The sequence below is a fragment of the uncultured Fibrobacter sp. genome (assembly GCF_900316465.1).
Taxonomy (GTDB): Bacteria; Fibrobacterota; Fibrobacteria; order Fibrobacterales; family Fibrobacteraceae; genus Fibrobacter.
In genome coordinates this window covers 1-16,958 of sequence record NZ_ONDD01000015.1, presented here as the reverse complement: position 1 = coordinate 16,958, position 16,958 = coordinate 1, and the positions used below count along the sequence as shown (strand labels likewise).

The 16,958-nt window shown below is 52.5% G+C and carries 15 protein-coding genes; 7 read left to right on the top strand and 8 right to left on the bottom strand.

Features of this window, described 5'->3' with window-relative positions; translation table 11 throughout:
• Nucleotides 1-9: 9 nt before the first annotated feature.
• Genes QZN53_RS07430 through QZN53_RS07415 form a run of 4 tightly spaced genes read right to left on the bottom strand, consistent with a single transcriptional unit; the run spans nt 10 to nt 5,069 of the window.
• A complete protein-coding gene (locus QZN53_RS07430) occupies nt 10-666 on the bottom strand; it encodes a pyrimidine 5'-nucleotidase (protein WP_163438399.1) in 657 nt (218 codons plus the stop codon).
• Between the two features lie 6 nt (nt 667-672).
• On the bottom strand, nt 673-1,980 hold the full coding sequence (locus QZN53_RS07425; protein ID WP_163438398.1) for a deoxyguanosinetriphosphate triphosphohydrolase: 1,308 nt from the start codon (nt 1,978-1,980) through the stop codon (nt 673-675).
• 54 nt (nt 1,981-2,034) lie between these two features.
• The gene (locus QZN53_RS07420) at nt 2,035-4,092 is read right to left on the bottom strand and encodes a cytochrome c biogenesis protein (protein WP_163438397.1); all 2,058 of its coding nucleotides are present in this window, start codon (nt 4,090-4,092) and stop codon (nt 2,035-2,037) included.
• The gene (locus QZN53_RS07415; protein WP_163438396.1) at nt 4,068-5,069 is read right to left on the bottom strand and encodes a metallophosphoesterase; all 1,002 of its coding nucleotides are present in this window, start codon (nt 5,067-5,069) and stop codon (nt 4,068-4,070) included. Before QZN53_RS07415 ends, QZN53_RS07420 begins: the two co-directional genes overlap by 25 nt.
• 43 nt (nt 5,070-5,112) lie before the next feature.
• On the opposite strand from QZN53_RS07415, the gene QZN53_RS07410 reads away from it, so the two are divergent.
• The 5 genes from QZN53_RS07410 (at nt 5,113) to QZN53_RS07390 (ending at nt 9,743) form a co-directional block, all read left to right on the top strand.
• Nucleotides 5,113-6,402 (top strand): class I SAM-dependent methyltransferase, encoded by a 1,290-nt coding sequence (locus tag QZN53_RS07410; protein WP_163438395.1) that lies wholly within the window; start codon nt 5,113-5,115, stop codon nt 6,400-6,402.
• A complete protein-coding gene (gene ung / locus QZN53_RS07405) occupies nt 6,392-7,069 on the top strand; it encodes a uracil-DNA glycosylase (protein WP_163415143.1) in 678 nt (225 codons plus the stop codon). Before QZN53_RS07410 ends, ung begins: the two co-directional genes overlap by 11 nt.
• 132 nt (nt 7,070-7,201) lie before the next feature.
• Nucleotides 7,202-7,525, top strand: a complete 324-nt coding sequence (locus tag QZN53_RS07400; protein ID WP_088627630.1) for a DUF4321 domain-containing protein — start codon at nt 7,202-7,204, stop codon at nt 7,523-7,525.
• A complete protein-coding gene (gene gatA, locus QZN53_RS07395; protein WP_294652253.1) occupies nt 7,525-8,943 on the top strand; it encodes an Asp-tRNA(Asn)/Glu-tRNA(Gln) amidotransferase subunit GatA in 1,419 nt (472 codons plus the stop codon). The genes QZN53_RS07400 and gatA overlap by 1 nt, the downstream gene beginning before the upstream one ends.
• On the top strand, nt 8,943-9,743 hold the full coding sequence (locus QZN53_RS07390; protein ID WP_163438393.1) for a hypothetical protein: 801 nt from the start codon (nt 8,943-8,945) through the stop codon (nt 9,741-9,743). The genes gatA and QZN53_RS07390 overlap by 1 nt, the downstream gene beginning before the upstream one ends.
• Before the next feature lie 81 nt (nt 9,744-9,824).
• Here QZN53_RS07390 and guaB read toward each other — a convergent pair whose 3' ends face one another.
• The 3 genes from guaB to fabV form a co-directional block, all read right to left on the bottom strand.
• Nucleotides 9,825-11,282: an IMP dehydrogenase gene (gene guaB / locus QZN53_RS07385; protein ID WP_163438392.1), complete on the bottom strand. Its 1,458-nt coding sequence runs from the start codon at nt 11,280-11,282 to the stop codon at nt 9,825-9,827.
• Nucleotides 11,283-11,369: 87 nt separating this feature from the next.
• Nucleotides 11,370-11,924, bottom strand: coding sequence for an aminoacyl-tRNA hydrolase (pth, locus tag QZN53_RS07380; protein ID WP_163438391.1), 555 nt, complete (start codon nt 11,922-11,924; stop codon nt 11,370-11,372).
• Nucleotides 11,925-11,991: 67 nt separating this feature from the next.
• Nucleotides 11,992-13,197 carry an enoyl-ACP reductase FabV gene (fabV, locus tag QZN53_RS07375; protein ID WP_163438390.1) on the bottom strand — a complete coding sequence of 402 codons (1,206 nt, stop codon included), beginning with the start codon at nt 13,195-13,197 and terminating at the stop codon, nt 11,992-11,994.
• A gap of 270 nt (nt 13,198-13,467) precedes the next feature.
• Here fabV and QZN53_RS07370 point away from each other — a divergent pair, with 270 nt between their 5' ends.
• Both QZN53_RS07370 and QZN53_RS07365 read left to right on the top strand, forming a co-directional pair.
• Nucleotides 13,468-15,261 (top strand): homoserine O-acetyltransferase, encoded by a 1,794-nt coding sequence (locus tag QZN53_RS07370; protein WP_294652249.1) that lies wholly within the window; start codon nt 13,468-13,470, stop codon nt 15,259-15,261.
• Between the two features lie 30 nt (nt 15,262-15,291).
• Nucleotides 15,292-16,158, top strand: a complete 867-nt coding sequence (locus tag QZN53_RS07365; RefSeq protein WP_294652247.1) for a YicC/YloC family endoribonuclease — start codon at nt 15,292-15,294, stop codon at nt 16,156-16,158.
• 85 nt (nt 16,159-16,243) lie between these two features.
• Here the strand turns inward: QZN53_RS07365 and QZN53_RS07360 are convergent.
• Nucleotides 16,244-16,958: FISUMP domain-containing protein (locus tag QZN53_RS07360; protein WP_163438387.1), on the bottom strand; the 715-nt coding region annotated here is incomplete at its 5' end.

Here is a 16,958-nt window from a genome sequence, read left to right as displayed (position 1 = left end):
ATACAAAAATTAAAGCTTTAAATCCGCCAAATTCATTAGATGCGGAATATGGTAATCCACATAAGGGGCGCTATCGGTGGTCGGATTCACAAAAATCGTAGTCCAGCCACGGCGATGCGCAGGTTCCAGATTGCGGAGGCCATCATCCAACAGCACAATTTCGCGCTTGTTCGTGGGCATTTCAAAACCCATCGCCGGAAGTTTCTGCGCAAGCCAATTTTCCATTTTGTCGTATGCGCTTTCGTGAGGTTTTCCTTCCCAGCCAAGCAACTTCAAGTCAAAAACGCCGTCAATCGCCGAATCGATTCCCATGTGGGCCATACCCGCTTCGCTCCAGTCGTGGCGGCCATTCGTAAAGACGAATCGCGGGCCTTTTAAGCTTTGCAACAAAGCAAGCTTTTCAGGCGCCTTCTTGGGGTAGATCAAATACTCCGGTTCATGAATGAAGTCAAAAAAATCATCAGGATTCGTATGGTGAAGAGCCATTAACCCCGAAAGTGTCGTTCCATAGCGTTCCAAGTAATCGGTACGCACCTTATGAGCCGTTTCAAAATCACAGCCGACCGTTTTTTGCACGAATAGCGAAATGCGATGGTCCAGGGAATTCAAGACACAGCGTTCTTCAGCCCCGTACAAGGTCAAGTCGTAATCAAACAGCCAAACCATAGGGAACTAGTATCCCATGGCTAGGCCGCCAATCTGACGAGCCAGATACGTTGCATAGTTATCCGTCATGCCGCTCACAAAGTCCAGCACCTGGTGGTATGCCTCGGCAACCGTCACGCTCTGACCGATTTTTGCCTGACCAATCAGGCGCACAATACGGTCGGCGCGGTAAGAATTGTTGCCGTTCAAGCGGAAGTCGTAAACACCATTAATGAAAGCGTCGAGCACGGTTGCAAGCGTGGTGTAACTACCGACTTCAAGTTCGGTCTTGCGGCGGTCCGGGTAAATGCGTTCCACACCCAAGCGCTTCGCAATACGGATACCTTCCATTACATCGGAACGTGACAAATTCGTCAAGTGTTTGACGCGTTCACCGCTCATAATCGCTTCGTAGTTATTCACGAAGGTTACGGCCACATCGTCAATCAGATTCTGAATGGCAAGCCCGCGCACGCTGCTCAGAAAATCGCGGAAATTCTGGCCATTCTCACGGTATTCGCGGTCAATATCCACATCGGGACCGCAAAGATAGCTGAACATGCCACGCACATCGCCGTAGCTCAAAATGCCGAGTTCAATGGCGTCTTCCACATCCAAGATGCTGTAGCAAATATCGTCAGCCGCTTCCATCAGGTACACCAGCGGATGACGCACCCACTTGCCCGTTTCCACTTCGGGAATGCCAAGGGTATAGGCTGTCACGCGATAAAGGTCGGCTTCGGTGGCGAACAAACTTGTGGGCGAACCGAACTTTGCAAGCTGCGGGTACTTGATCATGGCGCCCAGCGTCGCATAAGTCAAGCGCATGCCACCATCCAAGAAATGGTATTCCAACTTGCTCAAAATACGGTGGCCTTGGGCGTTACCATCGAAATTTTCAAAGTCGGCAATTTCGGTATCGTTCAAGTCGCGAAGCGGGGCCGAATTGCGATTCTTGCGGAACCATTCACGAATGGCGGCTTCACCGGCATGACCAAAAGGCGGGTTACCGATATCGTGGGCCAAGCATGCCGACTGCACGATGGTACCGAAATGGTATTCGTTAATGTACTTGGGCAAATACTTTTTAATCAGATGATACACCGTAATGGCAAGGCTTCTGCCCACGCTCGAAACTTCGATACTGTGCGTAAGGCGGCTATGTACGTGGTCGTTCACCGAGAACGGATGCACTTGGGTTTTACGGCCAAGGCGCCTAAATGCCGTCGAAAAAACAATACGGTCGTAATCGCGGTGGAAGTCAGAACGGTTCGGGTCCAAATCGGCAGGGTGCCCGTAACGCGTCGCAGAAAGCAGAGTATCCCATTGAAGCATGGGTAGAAAGATAGAAAAATGTAAGGTGCAAGATGAGGAATGTGCGATGAGGGCTTAGAATTTTCGGCATCCAAGATACGCTATCACAATCAGATCAATCCCCACAAACAGCGCAAGCCATGTCAAAGAGCCGCTCTGGAATCCATAACTGTGCAAGCCCACACCAAGCAAATTCACCCCGAACCAACAGAGGAACGTGACAATCACGTTGAGCGCATTCAACAGGGCAAACACCCGCGGCGAAATTACTTTACCCGCCCACAAATGGATTGAAAGTAGCGCCCAGAGAATCACAAACAGCGCGCCGCATTCCTTCGGGTCAAACCCCCAGAAACGGCCCCACGCAAAATCAGCCCACACGCCACCGAGAAGCGTTCCAAGAATCGTAAATACCATGCCAAAAACGAGCGTTCCATACATCAGCGAAAAAATCGGAGTCTGCTTTGCTTTTCGGTAAAGCACCAAATGGGCAACCACCCCCGACAAAATCATCGATGCAAAGCCAAGCGCAATCGCAAACACGTGAATGGTCAAGAACACCGAAGAGTTCAACACATTCGGAATCGGCTGGAATGTATCGCCCGGCTCCAGCACGAACTTGGCAAAGAACAAAAGGGCCGCAGCCATAAACGTCACGGGAATCATCAAGGTATAAGTGCGACGCTTGCAGAAAATAAACGCACCCGATTCAAAAACCATCAGCATCAACGCCACCAGCATCACGATTTCATACAAACTAGACATCGGAGGGCGGGCAGCGACATAAGCGCGCATCGTAAACAAAGCCGTCAAAATGACTGCCGTAACGATACACATGATATTGGCAACAGCATCTAACTTTAAAGAACGGAGCACCACATTCAGCGAAGAGAGAATACATGCCAGCAAAGCGCCCACAAAGGCAAATAAGGCAAGATTCAGCCAGTGGTACAAAACTTCAGCCTTTAACCGGCGAGGGTATACATTGGAATGCGTCAGGGAATGCTTAGCGATAATCGAAAACGCAGTACGATCCACAACCGATTCATACAGAAGTACATTTGAATAAAGACGCCGCATTTCAGCAGTCGCCGGCAAGTCATCGTTGCGCGTCGCATAAAGTTTGAGGATATCTTTCAACGGGGCCAGCTCCGCATAGCTCACGTAACGCTTTTGATGCGGCAAGCGAAGAATCACGGACACATCGCTACGGAGTACCTTGAACAAGTCATAATTTCTGGCCGTTCCGGGAGCGACCAGAATCTGGCGGACCACATTTGCCGCCGTAAGTTTCTTATAGGTCACACGGCCGCTCAAGTCGTCAAGAAAGCCTCGCGCAAAAGAATCAAAGGGACGCACCGCGTTTTCAACCAAAATCGGAGTATCCGAATGCAGAGCCTCCCAAATCGGGACCGGGCGCTCTGAAGCATGAGCGTCCATGGGGAAAGCCGCAAGAATGGCCACAAAGGACAAAGCCTTAAGCACTTCTAGCTTTTTTGACGTCTGCTTACAACGGACCTTTATCGCATAATGAACAAGCGCCCCTAAAAGGAACAACGCCATAAACGCATAAGGCACAAAACGCAAGGGGTCGTAGGTTGCCTTGTACAAATCCACCGACGTTCCCATTACATCGTCTACCCTACCATGATAATGAACCGAGTAAGCATATTCTTTTTCATTTACCTCGACCGGAGTCACTCTCAAGCTGTCATCGACGGCGAAAAAAGAAACCGTCGCGTTGGAAATAGACACATCTCGATAGCCGTTGTATTCCCGCTTGATTTCACTTTCGGCAATTCCGCCAACAAGCAAAACCAGCAGCGCGACATGCATTATCCACAGTCCCACATTCTTCAGTCCGCGAGGCATGCGGAACAAGAGCGACGCGAGGACATTCACGGCAGACAATACCACAAGGCCTTTAAATGCCGGCAGCGGAATGACACCTAAAATCCAAATGAAATAGCTACCAAAAAAGCGATCCACCGCGACAGATGCCGGAAGTCCGGCAGACTCGGCATTGGCCTGCGCCAATACGCCCCAAAAAGTCAGCAGCAAAAACGCCACCAACAGCACGGCCGTAAACTTCAAGGATGCCAATTTCTTTATAACGACGAGGCTTCTACCCATACGAACTTACTTTCATCCAGTTTCTGTTCGCCGTCAAAGCGATAGGCCACCAATCGACCATTTCCGCGGTAACCGGCTACGCTAAAATCGAGACAGCATACATTGTCACGAATCAACTTCGGGAGCCCCGTCAGCCAATAATGTCCAAAGAATACGGGGCGTTCGTTTTCGCCGTAAAAATTCCGTGCACGCACCGACGGCAAAACTTCGGATTCTACATCCATCGAAACCCCCGGCTGAAAGCAAAGTTCCCGGAAGCTAGCCTTGGTCGGGTCTAGCCACCAGGCAATACGGGTCTTAATGCGACGAACGCCTTCGGCATCGGTAAAATGTTCGCCTTCGGGCAAAGGCATTTCAGGGCCTTTCAAGAGCGTACTCATGGGCACAAAAAGGCTGTCTTCATATTCAAAATCTTCGTCATTGGCGCGGGCGATGAGTTCATCGAAATTGCCGTCGGCAAAGCAGGTAATGCCTTCGCGCCTTAACGCGGCAACGGCATCGACATCAAAGCAGGCATGTTGCGCCCTAAAAGATTCTGTTTCCAGGTAAATCGGCAGCGTCTTCACGAAATCAAGGACATCCATAAATTCCTGCTTACGCCCCACGAAAGAGGTCACCGTCCGTGAATGAATCGCAATCTTGTTGAAGCTGTGTTCACGCAAAAAGCCGTCTTTAAAGCGGTGCAAAACATGGCCGCCACCGGCACCGTTCTTTTGCCAGAACGAAAGCATGTTGAATTCGTGGTTACCCATCAACGCAATCGCCGACCCGGCATCGCGCATGGCACGCACCAAGTTCAACGTTTCGCGTACCTTGGGACCGCGGTCTACGTAATCGCCCAAGAATACTACCGATCGATCACCGCCCGGATACCGGAACGCACCTTCGGACTCCACATAGCCCAGCTTTTGCAGCAAGGCGCGGAGTTCATCGCAGTGCCCGTGAACATCGCCGATAAAATCAAGGGAATTATTCATGCCTTGTAATATAATTAAATTCAAAAAAGGTATCTTTGCAAACATGAATTTCTGGGACCTGCTCACCTCTGCCAAGATCCAAGGCTTTATCGAAGAAGCCTTTTCTAAGCGGCTAGACGCATTGCAGGTTTCCACCTACCTGAATAAGGAAGGGTTCAGCAACGAAGAACGTGCTGCCATCATGGACTACATGGCGCTTGTCCCCAAGTTCCGCGAAAAATTCTTCGGCGATGCCAAACAGAAAAAAGCCTTTCTGCTTTGCGACAAGCTCGCCCTGGAGCAGAGCACCGCAAAAGATATCGGTCGCTGGAAGGCTAACCTTTGGCCAAGCGAAGGCTCCGTGAACGACCTCTGCTGCGGCATGGGTGGCGACAGCCTTTTCTTGCCCGAAACCCTAAAGGTTACCGGCTTCGACCTCGACGAGAACCGCCTCGCCATGTACCGCTACAACATGCAGGCCCTCGGAAAATCCGTAGGCACCCAGTGCTGCGACGTGCGCTCGGTCGAAAACGGAGCCGACTACTTCACCATCGACCCAGCCCGTCGCGCCATCGAAGGCGAAAACCAGCGAGACTTGCGCAATCTGACGCCCACGCTCGAAGAAGTCATTGAAATCAGCAAGCATTACAAGGGCGGCATGGCCAAGCTCCCGCCCGGATACCCGCCGGCCGAAATCCCCAACGGCACCGAGATTCTTTATTTGGGCGGCCACAGCGACTGCCGCGAATGCCTCGTGCTGTTCGGCGCCCACGCCAAGAATCCGGACACCGTACGCGCCGTCATCATCGACAAGTCCGGCGAATCGCTTGCCGAATGGAGCCGGGCGCGCGACCGTTCCTCCGAAACCTTGGACGACGACCTTCAAGAGAAACTGGACAAAAACGACAGCCTCGAAGGCAAGGACCGCACTTACCGCACCGCGACCAGCAAGAGCGACCTGCCCCTCGGCGAAATCAGCCAGTACATCTCGGAACCGGCACCCGTCCTCATTCGAAGCCACCTCTTTAACCAGGCGGTTCTCGCCTGCGACCCAAGCGCCCACCTGATTTCAGAAGGCATCGCCTACGTGGCAAGCGCCACTCCCCTGCCGGCTACTGGATTTGCCTGCTACGAAGTGCTTGCCCACACCGAAATTGCAACAGGTGCCGTGCGCGCCATGCTTAAAGAACACAACATCGGCAAAATCACGCTCAAACTCCGCGGCGTAAAACTCGACCCCGATGCCGAAATCAAGCGTTTAAAACCCAAGGGCAAGGAATCCGCTATATTATTCTACACCCGCGCCTACGGTGAAAAAGTCGCAATACTTGCAAGGAAAGTCAATGTCCGTTAAACTTGAAGAATCCTGGCTGAACCTGCTCGCCGACCAGTTCGAGCAACCCTATTTTAAGCAGATCAAAGAAAAACTTCTGCAAGAAAAGGCAGAACACCACGTGGTGTACCCGCCGGGATCCCAGATTTTTGCAGCCCTCGACTTTTGTCCTGTCGATAAGGTCAAGGCCGTCATCATCGGACAAGACCCCTACCACAACCCGGGCCAGGCACACGGGCTCTGCTTCTCTGTGCCCATGGGAATCCAACCGCCGCCCTCGCTCATCAACATCTTCCAGGAACTCCACGACGATTTGGGCATCAATCCGCCCCCGCATGGAAACCTGGAAAGCTGGGCTCACCAGGGAATCCTCTTGCTGAACGCATCGCTCACGGTTCGTGCCCACATGGCAGCAAGCCACGCCGGAATCGGTTGGCAACAATTTACCGACACCATCATCAAGCGCCTGTCCGAGACTCGCGAGAACCTGGTATTTTTACTTTGGGGCAGCTTCGCCATCAAAAAGCAGGAACTCGTCGCCAAAAATCGCGGTCACCTGATTTTAACGGCCCCGCACCCGAGTCCCCTTTCTGCCTATCGCGGTTTCTTCGGATGCAAGCACTTTAGTAAGGCTAACGAATACCTAAAGAGCAAAGGCCTGGAACCCATCGACTGGAGCATTAAGTAGATGTGCAATGTGAGATGAGTAATTAAAACGCAGAATGTAAAATTAAATTTTTCATCCAGCATTTGTCTCATTACCCATTCCTCATTACTCATTATACATTTCCAGCATCCACTATTTTCTATATTAACAGCCATGAATCGAAATAATACTTTTGGCCGTTTATTGGTTTTTATCGTGCTTGGCCTGATTATCGGCGGAATCCTTGGCGAATGCCTCGGTGTGCTGTTCGGTCAGCTTGGCGAACTGATGAATGCTGGTGGATACAACAACGTCGTCCACAACTTCTTCGTTTCGTCCTTTAACCTCAACATCGGTTTTGCCGACAGACCCGAACCGGTAATCCTTGACCTGTATCTCGTCAGGTTTGCCTTCGGTGTGGGCATCAAGCTGAACGTGGTAAGCGTTATCGGCATGATCCTCGGCATCTACATCATGAAATGGTCCGGAGGAAAGTAATGGAGACCATCCAAGAATTGAGCGACAAGCTCGCCAACGGCAGCAAGACTGCCGTGGCCCTCGCTGAAGAATCCCTCGCAAAGATTGAATCTACCAAGAATTTAAATGCATACATTAGCGTCTTGAACGAACGCGCCCTTCAAAAGGCTGCCGAATCCGACAAGCGCCGCGCTGAAGGCAAGACTTTGGGTGCCCTCGACGGCATCCCCGTTGCCGTGAAGGACAATATGTGCATCGAAGGCACGCGCACGACCGCCGCCTCCAAGATTCTTGAAAACTTTGTTGCCCCCTACACCGCTACCGCTATTGAAAAGCTCGAAGCCGCCGGCGCCGTGATCGTTGGAAAGACGAACATGGACGAATTCGCCATGGGTTCCAGCAACGAAACTTCTTATTTCGGCAAGGTCATCAACCCGCTCGACGAATCCCGCGTTCCGGGAGGCTCCAGTGGCGGTTCGGCCGTAGCCGTGGCCAGTGGCACGGTCGCCTGTGCTCTTGGCTCCGACACCGGTGGATCTATTCGTCAGCCCGCTGCCTGCACAGGCGTTGTGGGCCTCAAGCCCACCTACGGCCGTGTATCCCGTTATGGCTTGCTCGCTTACGCTAGCTCTTTGGACCAGATTGGCCCCTTCGGTGCAACCGTTAAAGATGCCGCCACGCTCCTCGGCGCCATCTGCGGTATCGACCCGCACGACAACACCACCAGCACTCGCCCGACCGAAGACTTTACCGCAAAGCTCGACGCCGGCGTGAAGGGCAAGGTGATTGGCGTTCCCAAGGAATACTTCGGCGAAGGTCTCGACGCGCAGTGCAAGGCCGCCATCGAAGGCATGCTCAAAAAGCTTGAAGCCGAAGGCGCCACCCTCAAGGAAATCAGCCTTCCGCACATCAGCTACGCCGTGTCCAGCTACTACATCATTGCAACCGCCGAAGCTAGCTCGAACCTTTCCCGCTACGACGGCGTTCGCTACGGCTACCGCAGCAAAGAAGCCCGCAAGCTCTTTGACCTGTACGCCAAGTCCCGCAGCGAAGGTTTCGGCAAGGAAGTCCAGCGCCGTATTCTTCTCGGCAGCTACGTGCTTTCCGCAGGATTCTACGATGCCTACTACGTGCAGGCCCAGAAGGTCCGTCGCTTGATTACCGACGACTTCAACAAGGCATTCGAAAGCTGCGACGTGATCGCAAGCCCCACGATGCCGGGTCTCCCGCTCAAGTGCGGCATGAACGAATCCGACCCAATGGCCGTTTACCTCAGCGACATCTACACCGTGAGCCTGAACCTTTCCGGCCTCCCGGGCGTGAGCGTGCCGTGCGGCATGGCTGGCGGACTCCCCGTGGGCCTCCAGTGGATCGGCAAGCCGTTCCAGGAAGCCGACCTGCTCAGCGTCGCCGCCGCTACGGAAAAGTTGAACAAGTAATGAAGACTCTCTTCAAGGCAATCTCGCTCGTCGTTGCACTCCTCGCGCCGATCTCATTCGCGCAGGAGTCCAGCTCGTCGGCAAATGAATTGTCATCGGCAGTCGAATCGTCTTCGTCGGAAGACGCCTTCGCTTCGATCATGGATCAGAAGTTTGCTCCCGAAGACGACGCCAGTTCTGCCACAAGCACCGGCGAAACCGAACCCTTGGCGACAACGGCATCATCGTCATCGGCGGCCGAAGAATCTTCATCCTCGAGCGGCGACGGAGGACTCGTCCTCCTTGGCGCAGAATCCAGTTCATCTCAGCGCATGGTCTACGGCAAGGACGCCCCTGTCTACACGCTCGTCGCCACCGCGGGTATCAAATCTCCGAGCCGCGGCATAGTCTCGCTTGAATACGTCGTTGCGCAAGAAATCTTCAACGTGGGCGTGCACTTCACCGACTACACGGAAGATATTTTCCAGGTCGGCATCTCGCTCATCTACTACCCCATGGAATCCCGCTACTTCTACACGTTTCTGACTTCCGACTGGGTCCACGGCGAATACGACCGAGACCGCGACATCGGCGCAGGCGTCTACAAGGAATACACCGAGACGGTGAACTACTGGCGAGTCGTGCTGGGTATCGGTGCGGAAGTGCTGTTCGTGAAGCATTTCGGCGCCTACGTGGAAGCTGGTTTCGAGTTCTTCGCCGGAGACGGCAGTTACTACACGAACCTGAACAAGGAATACGGTTATCTTGACAACAACAAGGTTGTATTGCCCCTCGGTATCGGTTTAACGTTCCCGTTCTAAAATCAGCACAGTTCCATTTGCAAAACAAATAAAAACCCGCGATTTGAATCGCGGGCTTTTTTATACATCGAAAAAGCGGAATTATTCGCCCGTTCTGTAGTTCGGAGCTTCCTTCGTGATGGTCACATCGTGCGGATGAGATTCACGGAGGCCTGCGCCCGTAATACGGACAAAGGTTGCCTTCTTGTAGAGTTCTTCGAGGTTAGCAGCACCGGCATAACCCATAGCAGAGTGGATACCGCCAATGAGTTGGTAAACGGTGTCACGGAGCGGTCCCTTGTAAGGAACGCGGCCTTCAATGCCTTCCGGAACGAACTTGCGCGGTTCCTGAACGCCACCCTGGAAGTAACGGTCAGCAGAACCAGCCTTCATGGCACCGAGAGAACCCATGCCGCGATAGCTCTTGTAGCTACGGCCATCAGCGAGAATCACTTCGCCCGGAGCTTCTTCGGTACCGGCAAACAGGGAGCCCACCATCACGGCGTGACCGCCAGCGGCGAGAGCCTTAACGATGTCACCAGAGAACTTGAGGCCACCGTCAGCGATAATCTTCACGCCGACCTTGCGAGCCATCTTGCCGCATTCCACGACAGCGGAGAACTGCGGGTAACCCACACCAGCCACGATACGAGTCGTGCAGATGGAACCCGGACCGATACCCACCTTGACGATGTTGGCACCGCACTTGGCGAGTTCTTCCACGGCTTCCGGTGTGCAAACGTTACCGGCGCAAATCGTGAGCTTCGGATATTTCTTGCGAACGGTCTTCACCATGTTGCGCACACCGATGTGGTGGCCGTGAGCCGTATCGATAATCAACAGGTCAACGCCGGCATCCACGAGGGCAGCCACGCGTTCAAGAGTATTTGCAGAAGTGCTGACAGCGGCACCCACGAGCAACTGGCCATTCTTGTCGAGGCTAGCGTTCGGGTTGTTTTCGCGCTTCAAAATGTCAGTCATCGTGATGAGGCCCTTCAAGGCGCCAGAAGCGTCCACGAGCGGGAGCTTTTCGATACGCTTTTCGGCGAGGATTTCCTTCGCCTTGGCAAGGCTCACCTTCGGGCTTGCCGTCACCGGATTCTTGGTCATCACGGCACGGATCTTCACGTTCATGTCGCTCACCGTGCGGAGGTCACGGCTCGTGAGCATACCCACGAGTTTACCCTTGGAAAGAATCGGGAAACCGCTCACCTTGTTACGGGCGCGGAGTTCAAAAGCTGCAGACACAGGTTCGTCGGCATCGAGCGTCACCGGATTGGTCACAATACCGGACTGCCAACGCTTGACCTTGCGAACTTCTTCGGCCTGGTCTTCGATGCTCATGTTCTTGTGGATAATGCCGAGACCACCCTGCAAAGCCAAAGAAATGGCGAGCGGAGCCGTCGTCACGGTATCCATAGCGGCACTGATAATAGGAATGTTCAGCTTGATATTCGGGGCGAGCTGAGTGCTCACATCGGTCTGAGCCGGAAGAACAGAAGATTCAGCGGGAACAAGGAGGACGTCGTCAAACGTCAAAGCTTCTGGCAAAAGTTTCATAAAGTACCTCTTTTGCGCATAGAATATAGTAATTTTCACGCGCAAATCCTAGCTGTATACCGCTAGAAATATTGTAAAAAGTCGGTTTTACTTGCCGTTGTAGCGTTCCATGCACTTTTCGATGCCGAACTTGAAGTAGCATTCTACAAGGGCAGGGACTTTCGAAATGGCCTCGTCAAAGGCCGGGCGATCTTCGGGCGGGAACTTGGCGAGCACCCAGTTGCTCAAGTCATACTTGGGCGGGCACTTGCCCACGCCAAAGCGGATACGCGGGAACTTGTCGCCCACATGCTCAATGATATTGCGCAGTCCGTTCTGACCGCCATGACTGCCGTCTTTGCGGCAACGGATACGGCCTACATCCAAATTAATATCATCGCTGAAAACGAGCAGGTGGTCCACCTTCACCTTGTACCACGTCATCAATGCCTGCACGGCCTCACCAGACAAATTCATATAAGTCTGCGGCTTCACCAGCAGGCATTCCTCGCCTGCGATGTTCACCTTCATGGTGAGCGCCTTATGTTCGCTTTTCCAGTCCTTGCTCGAATCAGCAAGTTTTTCGACCGCCATAAAACCGGCGTTGTGATGTGTGTTAGAATACTGAGTACCAGGATTTCCGAGACCTACAATAATATACATGTCCCAAATATAAAAAAAAGACGCGGTTTTACCCGCGCCTTTTTAGCTTCACAACATAAGACTTCTATTAAATCGTCTCGACGCTCTTCACGTCGGCGCTGTAATCTACGCCTTCGATGTCAAAACCGTTGGTTGCCAAGAAGTCGTGACGGTAGCCTGCGAGGTCGCCCACCTGAGCAAGATTTTCTTGCGTGATGGTTGCCATGCGCTTGTTCACTTCTTCTTGAACCTTCGGATCGAGTTCCCAATCGTCAATACGAATCAAGTGGTTTTCGTCAGTCGGAACAGCACTACCCGTATAAAGGCGTTCGTTCATCAGGCGCTCCATCTGTTCAATGCAACCTTCGTGACTTCCCTGTTCCTTCATCACCTTAAAGAGCACCGAAAGGTACAGCGGGATAATAGGAATCACGGCGCTGGAGCGTGTGACCAAGCCCTTGTTCACGGACACGTAGGCTTCGCCCTTCAATTCCTTCTGGAGTTCTGCATCAAGTTCCCTAGCGGTTGCTTCCAGGTGCTTCTTGGCGCCACCAATCGTACCGTCGCGGTAAATCGCATGCGACAAAGCCGGGCCAATGTAAGAATAGGCAACAGTCTTCACGCCTTCGGCAAGCACGCCAGCAGCCTTAAGCTGACGAATCCAAAGAGCCCAATCTTCGCCACCCATCACCTTCACGGTGTTCGCCATTTCTTCTTCGTTGGCGGGCTCTGCGCTAATCGTGCTGATTTTACCGGTCATACAGTCAATCGTTGCGCCCGAGAAAGTTTCGCCTATCGGCTTCAACACGCTGCGATAAAGCGTTCCGTTGTCCGGATCCACGCGCACGCTCGATGCCACGCTGTACACCAGCAAATCGACCTTACGACCCATCTTGTTCAAGGTGTCAATCACATTCTTGCGCATTTCATGGGAGAATGCATCGCCATTAAAAGTTACCGATTCAAGGCCCGCTTCATGAGCGAACTTGTCAAAAGCCATGTTGTTATACCAGCCAGGCGTACCCGGTTTCTGGCGAGGTTCATCAGCACCTTCTTTTTCAAACGACACACCGATTGTCGCGGCACCGAATTCAAACGCCGCCGAAATTCGGCTAGCAAGTCCATAGCCGGTCGAACATCCCAACACAAGAACCGTCTTCGGAGCCTCTTTCGGGGTACCACGTTCAGCGCGCTTCTTTTGTACGTATTCAATCTGGCGCTTCACATCCATGGCGCAGCCTTGAGGGTGAGCATTCACGCACATATTGCTGCGGATCATCGGTTCAATTACCATCTTTACACCTTTTTCTTAACTATTTGTTTACAAACCGCGCCAAATGTAGCAAAGAGAGTCCTTTTTTTGAACCCTTTTGGAGCCTTCCTCGTCCATTTTGTAAGGAAAAAGTAATTTTATAACCTTTTTGAAAGTTTGAGCCAAGTCATAAACAGAAGCTATAACTAACTATCACCATTTAAACTATATTCTGCTATTTTCTTCATTTTTAATTAGTCATTGTTCATTATTTAACCCTAATTTGGGCAACCATTTTCTAAATTTATGCATATGAGTGAATTTTTGCATAAAAACAGCGTCGGTCCCGTAGTTCCCCAGACTTTCGAAAAAGATTATGGTGAACAGGGCTTCATGCTGGAGTGTGGTAAGACACTCCCGGCGCTGACTATCCGTTACGAAACGTACGGAACACTGAACACAGACAAAAGCAACGTGGTCTGGGTGTGTTCCCCGTTAACGGCCGATGCCCACGTAGCCGGATACTATACCGAGAACGACAAGAAACCCGGTTGGTGGGACGCCTTGATCGGCCCCGGAAAACCGGTCGATACAGATAAATTCTTTGTCGTGTGCAGCAACATTTTAGGCGGCTGCAAAGGCACAACTGGCCCCGCCTCCATTAACCCGCGCACCGGCAAGCCCTACGGCAGCACCTTCCCGATGATTACCATCGGCGACATGGTGAATGCCCAACGAGAACTCGCCAAGGGACTCGGCATCGATCAGCTCTGCTGCGTGATCGGTGGTTCCATGGGTGGATTCCAGGCCATGAAATGGGCCATTTACTACCCGGACCTTGTACGCCGTTGCATCGTGATTGCAAGCTCTCCGCGTTTCAGCAGCCAGGCACTCGGTTTTGAAATCGTCGCACGCGACGTGATTACTCAAGACCCGAACTTCAACGGTGGCGACTACTACGAATCCGCCCACCCCGATGTCGGCCTTTCGAACGCCCGCAAGCTCGCCCACATTACCTACCTCAGCGCCGTGGGCATGGAACAAAAGTTCAAGCGTGCCCAGGACCAGGAAAGCCGCAACCACGCAGTCACCTACAGCACGCCTTTCGACCTAAATCTTCCGCTCGAAAGCTACCTGCGTTATCAGGGTGCCAAATTCGTGGACCGCTTCGACGCCAACAGCTACCTGCACATTGCTCACGCTACCGACAGTTTCGATCTCGAAACGGAATACGGCTCTCTTGAAAACGCATTCAAGGGCGTGAAGGCGGAATTCCTGAACGTGAACCTGAGTACCGACTGGCTTTTCCCGCCGCACGAATCGCGCCGTATTACAAGTGCACTCTTGAATGCAGGCAAGGTGGTTACGAGCCTCGAACTCGACACGCAATTCGGTCACGACGGCTTCCTTATTGAAGTCGGCGACCTCGGAAAGGCCGTGGGCCGTTTCCTCGACAGCAAGATTATTCCGACCTCGACCGATACGCAGGTCATGCCGGTATTCCATGACACCGAAGACTTCGACTACATCGGAAGCCTCGTCAAGGAAAACACCAAGGTGCTTGACCTCGGCTGCGGTAACGGTGAACTGCTCGACTACTTGAACAAGAAAAAGCATGTTGAAGTTCTCGGCATCGAACGCAACTTCAAGAGCATCATGGATTGCCTTGAAAACGATGTGCCCGTGATCCAGCGCGACCTCGACGAAAGCGGAATCAGCGACTTCAAGGACAACAGCTTCGACTACGCGATTATCAACCGCACCATTCAAGAAATCCGCGACCCGGTCGCCCTCTTGAACGAGCTCTTGCGCGTGGCCAAGCGCGCCATCGTGACCTTCCCGAATTTCGGTCACTGGACAACTCGCGGAAGCCTGATGCTGCGCGGCCGCATGCCGAAGTCCAAGGAATTGCCTTACGAATGGTATGACACGCCGAACATCCGTGTGCTCACGCTCAAAGATTTCTATACTCTTTGCGAAAAGGAAGGCCTGAAGGTCGAAACCATTCATTACCAGAACGAACACAAGTTCAGCAAGTTCCTGACGGCTATTGGCCTCACGACCTTCGGCGCAGAACACGTGATTGCCATGGTGAGCAAGAAATAAATTTAGGGATTGATTATGGCTATTTTATCGATGACAGGGTTTGGGAAGAGCGAGTCCATGTACCAGGGCGCAAGTTGCGTGATTGAAGTCCGCAGCGTGAACAACCGCTTTCTGGATATCTCTTGCAAGTTGCCCAAGAACCTGGCCTACCTCGAAAATAGTTTCAAGAACCAGATTAAGGATAAGTTGGTCCGCGGTTCGGTCATCTTTAGCGTAACGCTTGGCGCAGGCACGGGCGGAAACATTCCCGTTTCCTACAACGACGCCGCCATCAAAAAGTTTGTCGAAATCACGCACGCCATGCAGCTGAAATACCACATTGCAGGCGACATCCAGCTAGAACATATTCTGGCCCTCCCCGAAGTTTTGCAATTCACCGATGCCGACGCCGACTCCGATGCGCTTGAAAAGCACCTCGCTGCCGAACTCGACAAGGCTCTTGACCAGGTGAACGAAATGCGTGCCAAGGAAGGTGCAAACCTCGCCCGCGATCTCGAAGGCCGCGTGAATCACTTGAACGCCGTCCTCGACAAGATTGAAGTTCTCGATCCGCAGCGCATCGAAGTGTGGAAAGACAAGTTCAAGGAACGCATCAACGTGCTCTTGAAGGATAGCGAAATCGACGACGTCCGCCTGCTGCAGGAAGCCTGCATCATGGCCGACAAGCTCGACATCCACGAAGAAATCACGCGTTTCCGCAGCCACAACAAGCTTTTCTTGAACGCCCTCAAGGAAGGCGGCGCGCAAGGCAAGAACCTCGGATTCATTCTGCAAGAAATGGGCCGCGAAGCCAACACCCTCGGCACAAAGTGCCAGAGTGCCGACATCGCCGCCCTCGCCATCGAGCTCAAGAACGAAGTCGAATGCATCCGCGAACAGTCGCTTAACATCGCTTAAGGCTTGCGTCACGGCAAACGACCATTTTCAAACCATAAAAAAAGGCGCTCACCAGAGCGCCTTTCTTTTTTCAATTTAAATTGAATTAGTCCTTAATGCAACGCAAGCTTGCGCCGTATTCCGGATTAAACTTTTCAAACTTGGCGATATCCTTGTCGTGGAAGAACACAAGCACTTCGCCTTCAGCCGTCCAGAAGAAAGCCTTCTGGCCAGCAGCTTCGAACTTGCGTTCCTTCAGCGGAACATCGCTCTTGGCAAAGTGAGCGCCACCGGCCTTGGCACCGAATCCGAGTTCATCCTTGCCGTTGCCATAATTGTTGGTGCCCTTGATCGGATCCCAGCCGTAGCCTGCTTTCAGTACGACTCCCACCGGCTTTTCCTTGCCCGCAAAAGTGAGCAATTCATTCCATTCCTGCTTGGTCGGCATGTGGAATCCTTCAAGGCAAGCCTTCTTGGCATTTTCAAAGTTATAGAGTCTGCCCCAGTGATTGCACTGCGAGCAAAGAGAACCCGAAGCTGTACCGTAGTTCATATTTTCGGCGGTCCAAAGTTGCGAACCAATGCGAATCCATTCGTAAGAGTAACCATCACGCGAGTCCTTGTAAGAACCGCTTGTAGCCGGCTCACCCGATTCATCAAAATATTCACCGAAAGCAATCTGCTTGTTCTGCTTGTATTCGGCCTTCGAGGCAATCTTGCCATTCTTATGATAGCGAATCACCGTACCTTCGATATAGCCGTCAACGTAATTGTATTCCGCTTCGGGAATGCCATCTTCGTAATATTCCTTGACAACTCCT

What these genes read in the sequence shown, in the direction of transcription:
- QZN53_RS07430 (WP_163438399.1), bottom strand. Translation starts at nt 666, where the DNA reads ATGGTTTGGCTGTTTGATTACGACTTGACCTTGTACGGGGCTGAAGAA.
- QZN53_RS07425 (WP_163438398.1), bottom strand. Translation starts at nt 1,980, where the DNA reads ATGCTTCAATGGGATACTCTGCTTTCTGCGACGCGTTACGGGCACCCT.
- QZN53_RS07420 (WP_163438397.1), bottom strand. Translation starts at nt 4,092, where the DNA reads ATGGGTAGAAGCCTCGTCGTTATAAAGAAATTGGCATCCTTGAAGTTT.
- QZN53_RS07415 (WP_163438396.1), bottom strand. Translation starts at nt 5,069, where the DNA reads ATGAATAATTCCCTTGATTTTATCGGCGATGTTCACGGGCACTGCGAT.
- QZN53_RS07410 (WP_163438395.1), top strand. Translation starts at nt 5,113, where the DNA reads ATGAATTTCTGGGACCTGCTCACCTCTGCCAAGATCCAAGGCTTTATC.
- ung (WP_163415143.1), top strand. Translation starts at nt 6,392, where the DNA reads ATGTCCGTTAAACTTGAAGAATCCTGGCTGAACCTGCTCGCCGACCAG.
- QZN53_RS07400 (WP_088627630.1), top strand. Translation starts at nt 7,202, where the DNA reads ATGAATCGAAATAATACTTTTGGCCGTTTATTGGTTTTTATCGTGCTT.
- gatA (WP_294652253.1), top strand. Translation starts at nt 7,525, where the DNA reads ATGGAGACCATCCAAGAATTGAGCGACAAGCTCGCCAACGGCAGCAAG.
- QZN53_RS07390 (WP_163438393.1), top strand. Translation starts at nt 8,943, where the DNA reads ATGAAGACTCTCTTCAAGGCAATCTCGCTCGTCGTTGCACTCCTCGCG.
- guaB (WP_163438392.1), bottom strand. Translation starts at nt 11,282, where the DNA reads ATGAAACTTTTGCCAGAAGCTTTGACGTTTGACGACGTCCTCCTTGTT.
- pth (WP_163438391.1), bottom strand. Translation starts at nt 11,924, where the DNA reads ATGTATATTATTGTAGGTCTCGGAAATCCTGGTACTCAGTATTCTAAC.
- fabV (WP_163438390.1), bottom strand. Translation starts at nt 13,197, where the DNA reads ATGGTAATTGAACCGATGATCCGCAGCAATATGTGCGTGAATGCTCAC.
- QZN53_RS07370 (WP_294652249.1), top strand. Translation starts at nt 13,468, where the DNA reads ATGAGTGAATTTTTGCATAAAAACAGCGTCGGTCCCGTAGTTCCCCAG.
- QZN53_RS07365 (WP_294652247.1), top strand. Translation starts at nt 15,292, where the DNA reads ATGACAGGGTTTGGGAAGAGCGAGTCCATGTACCAGGGCGCAAGTTGC.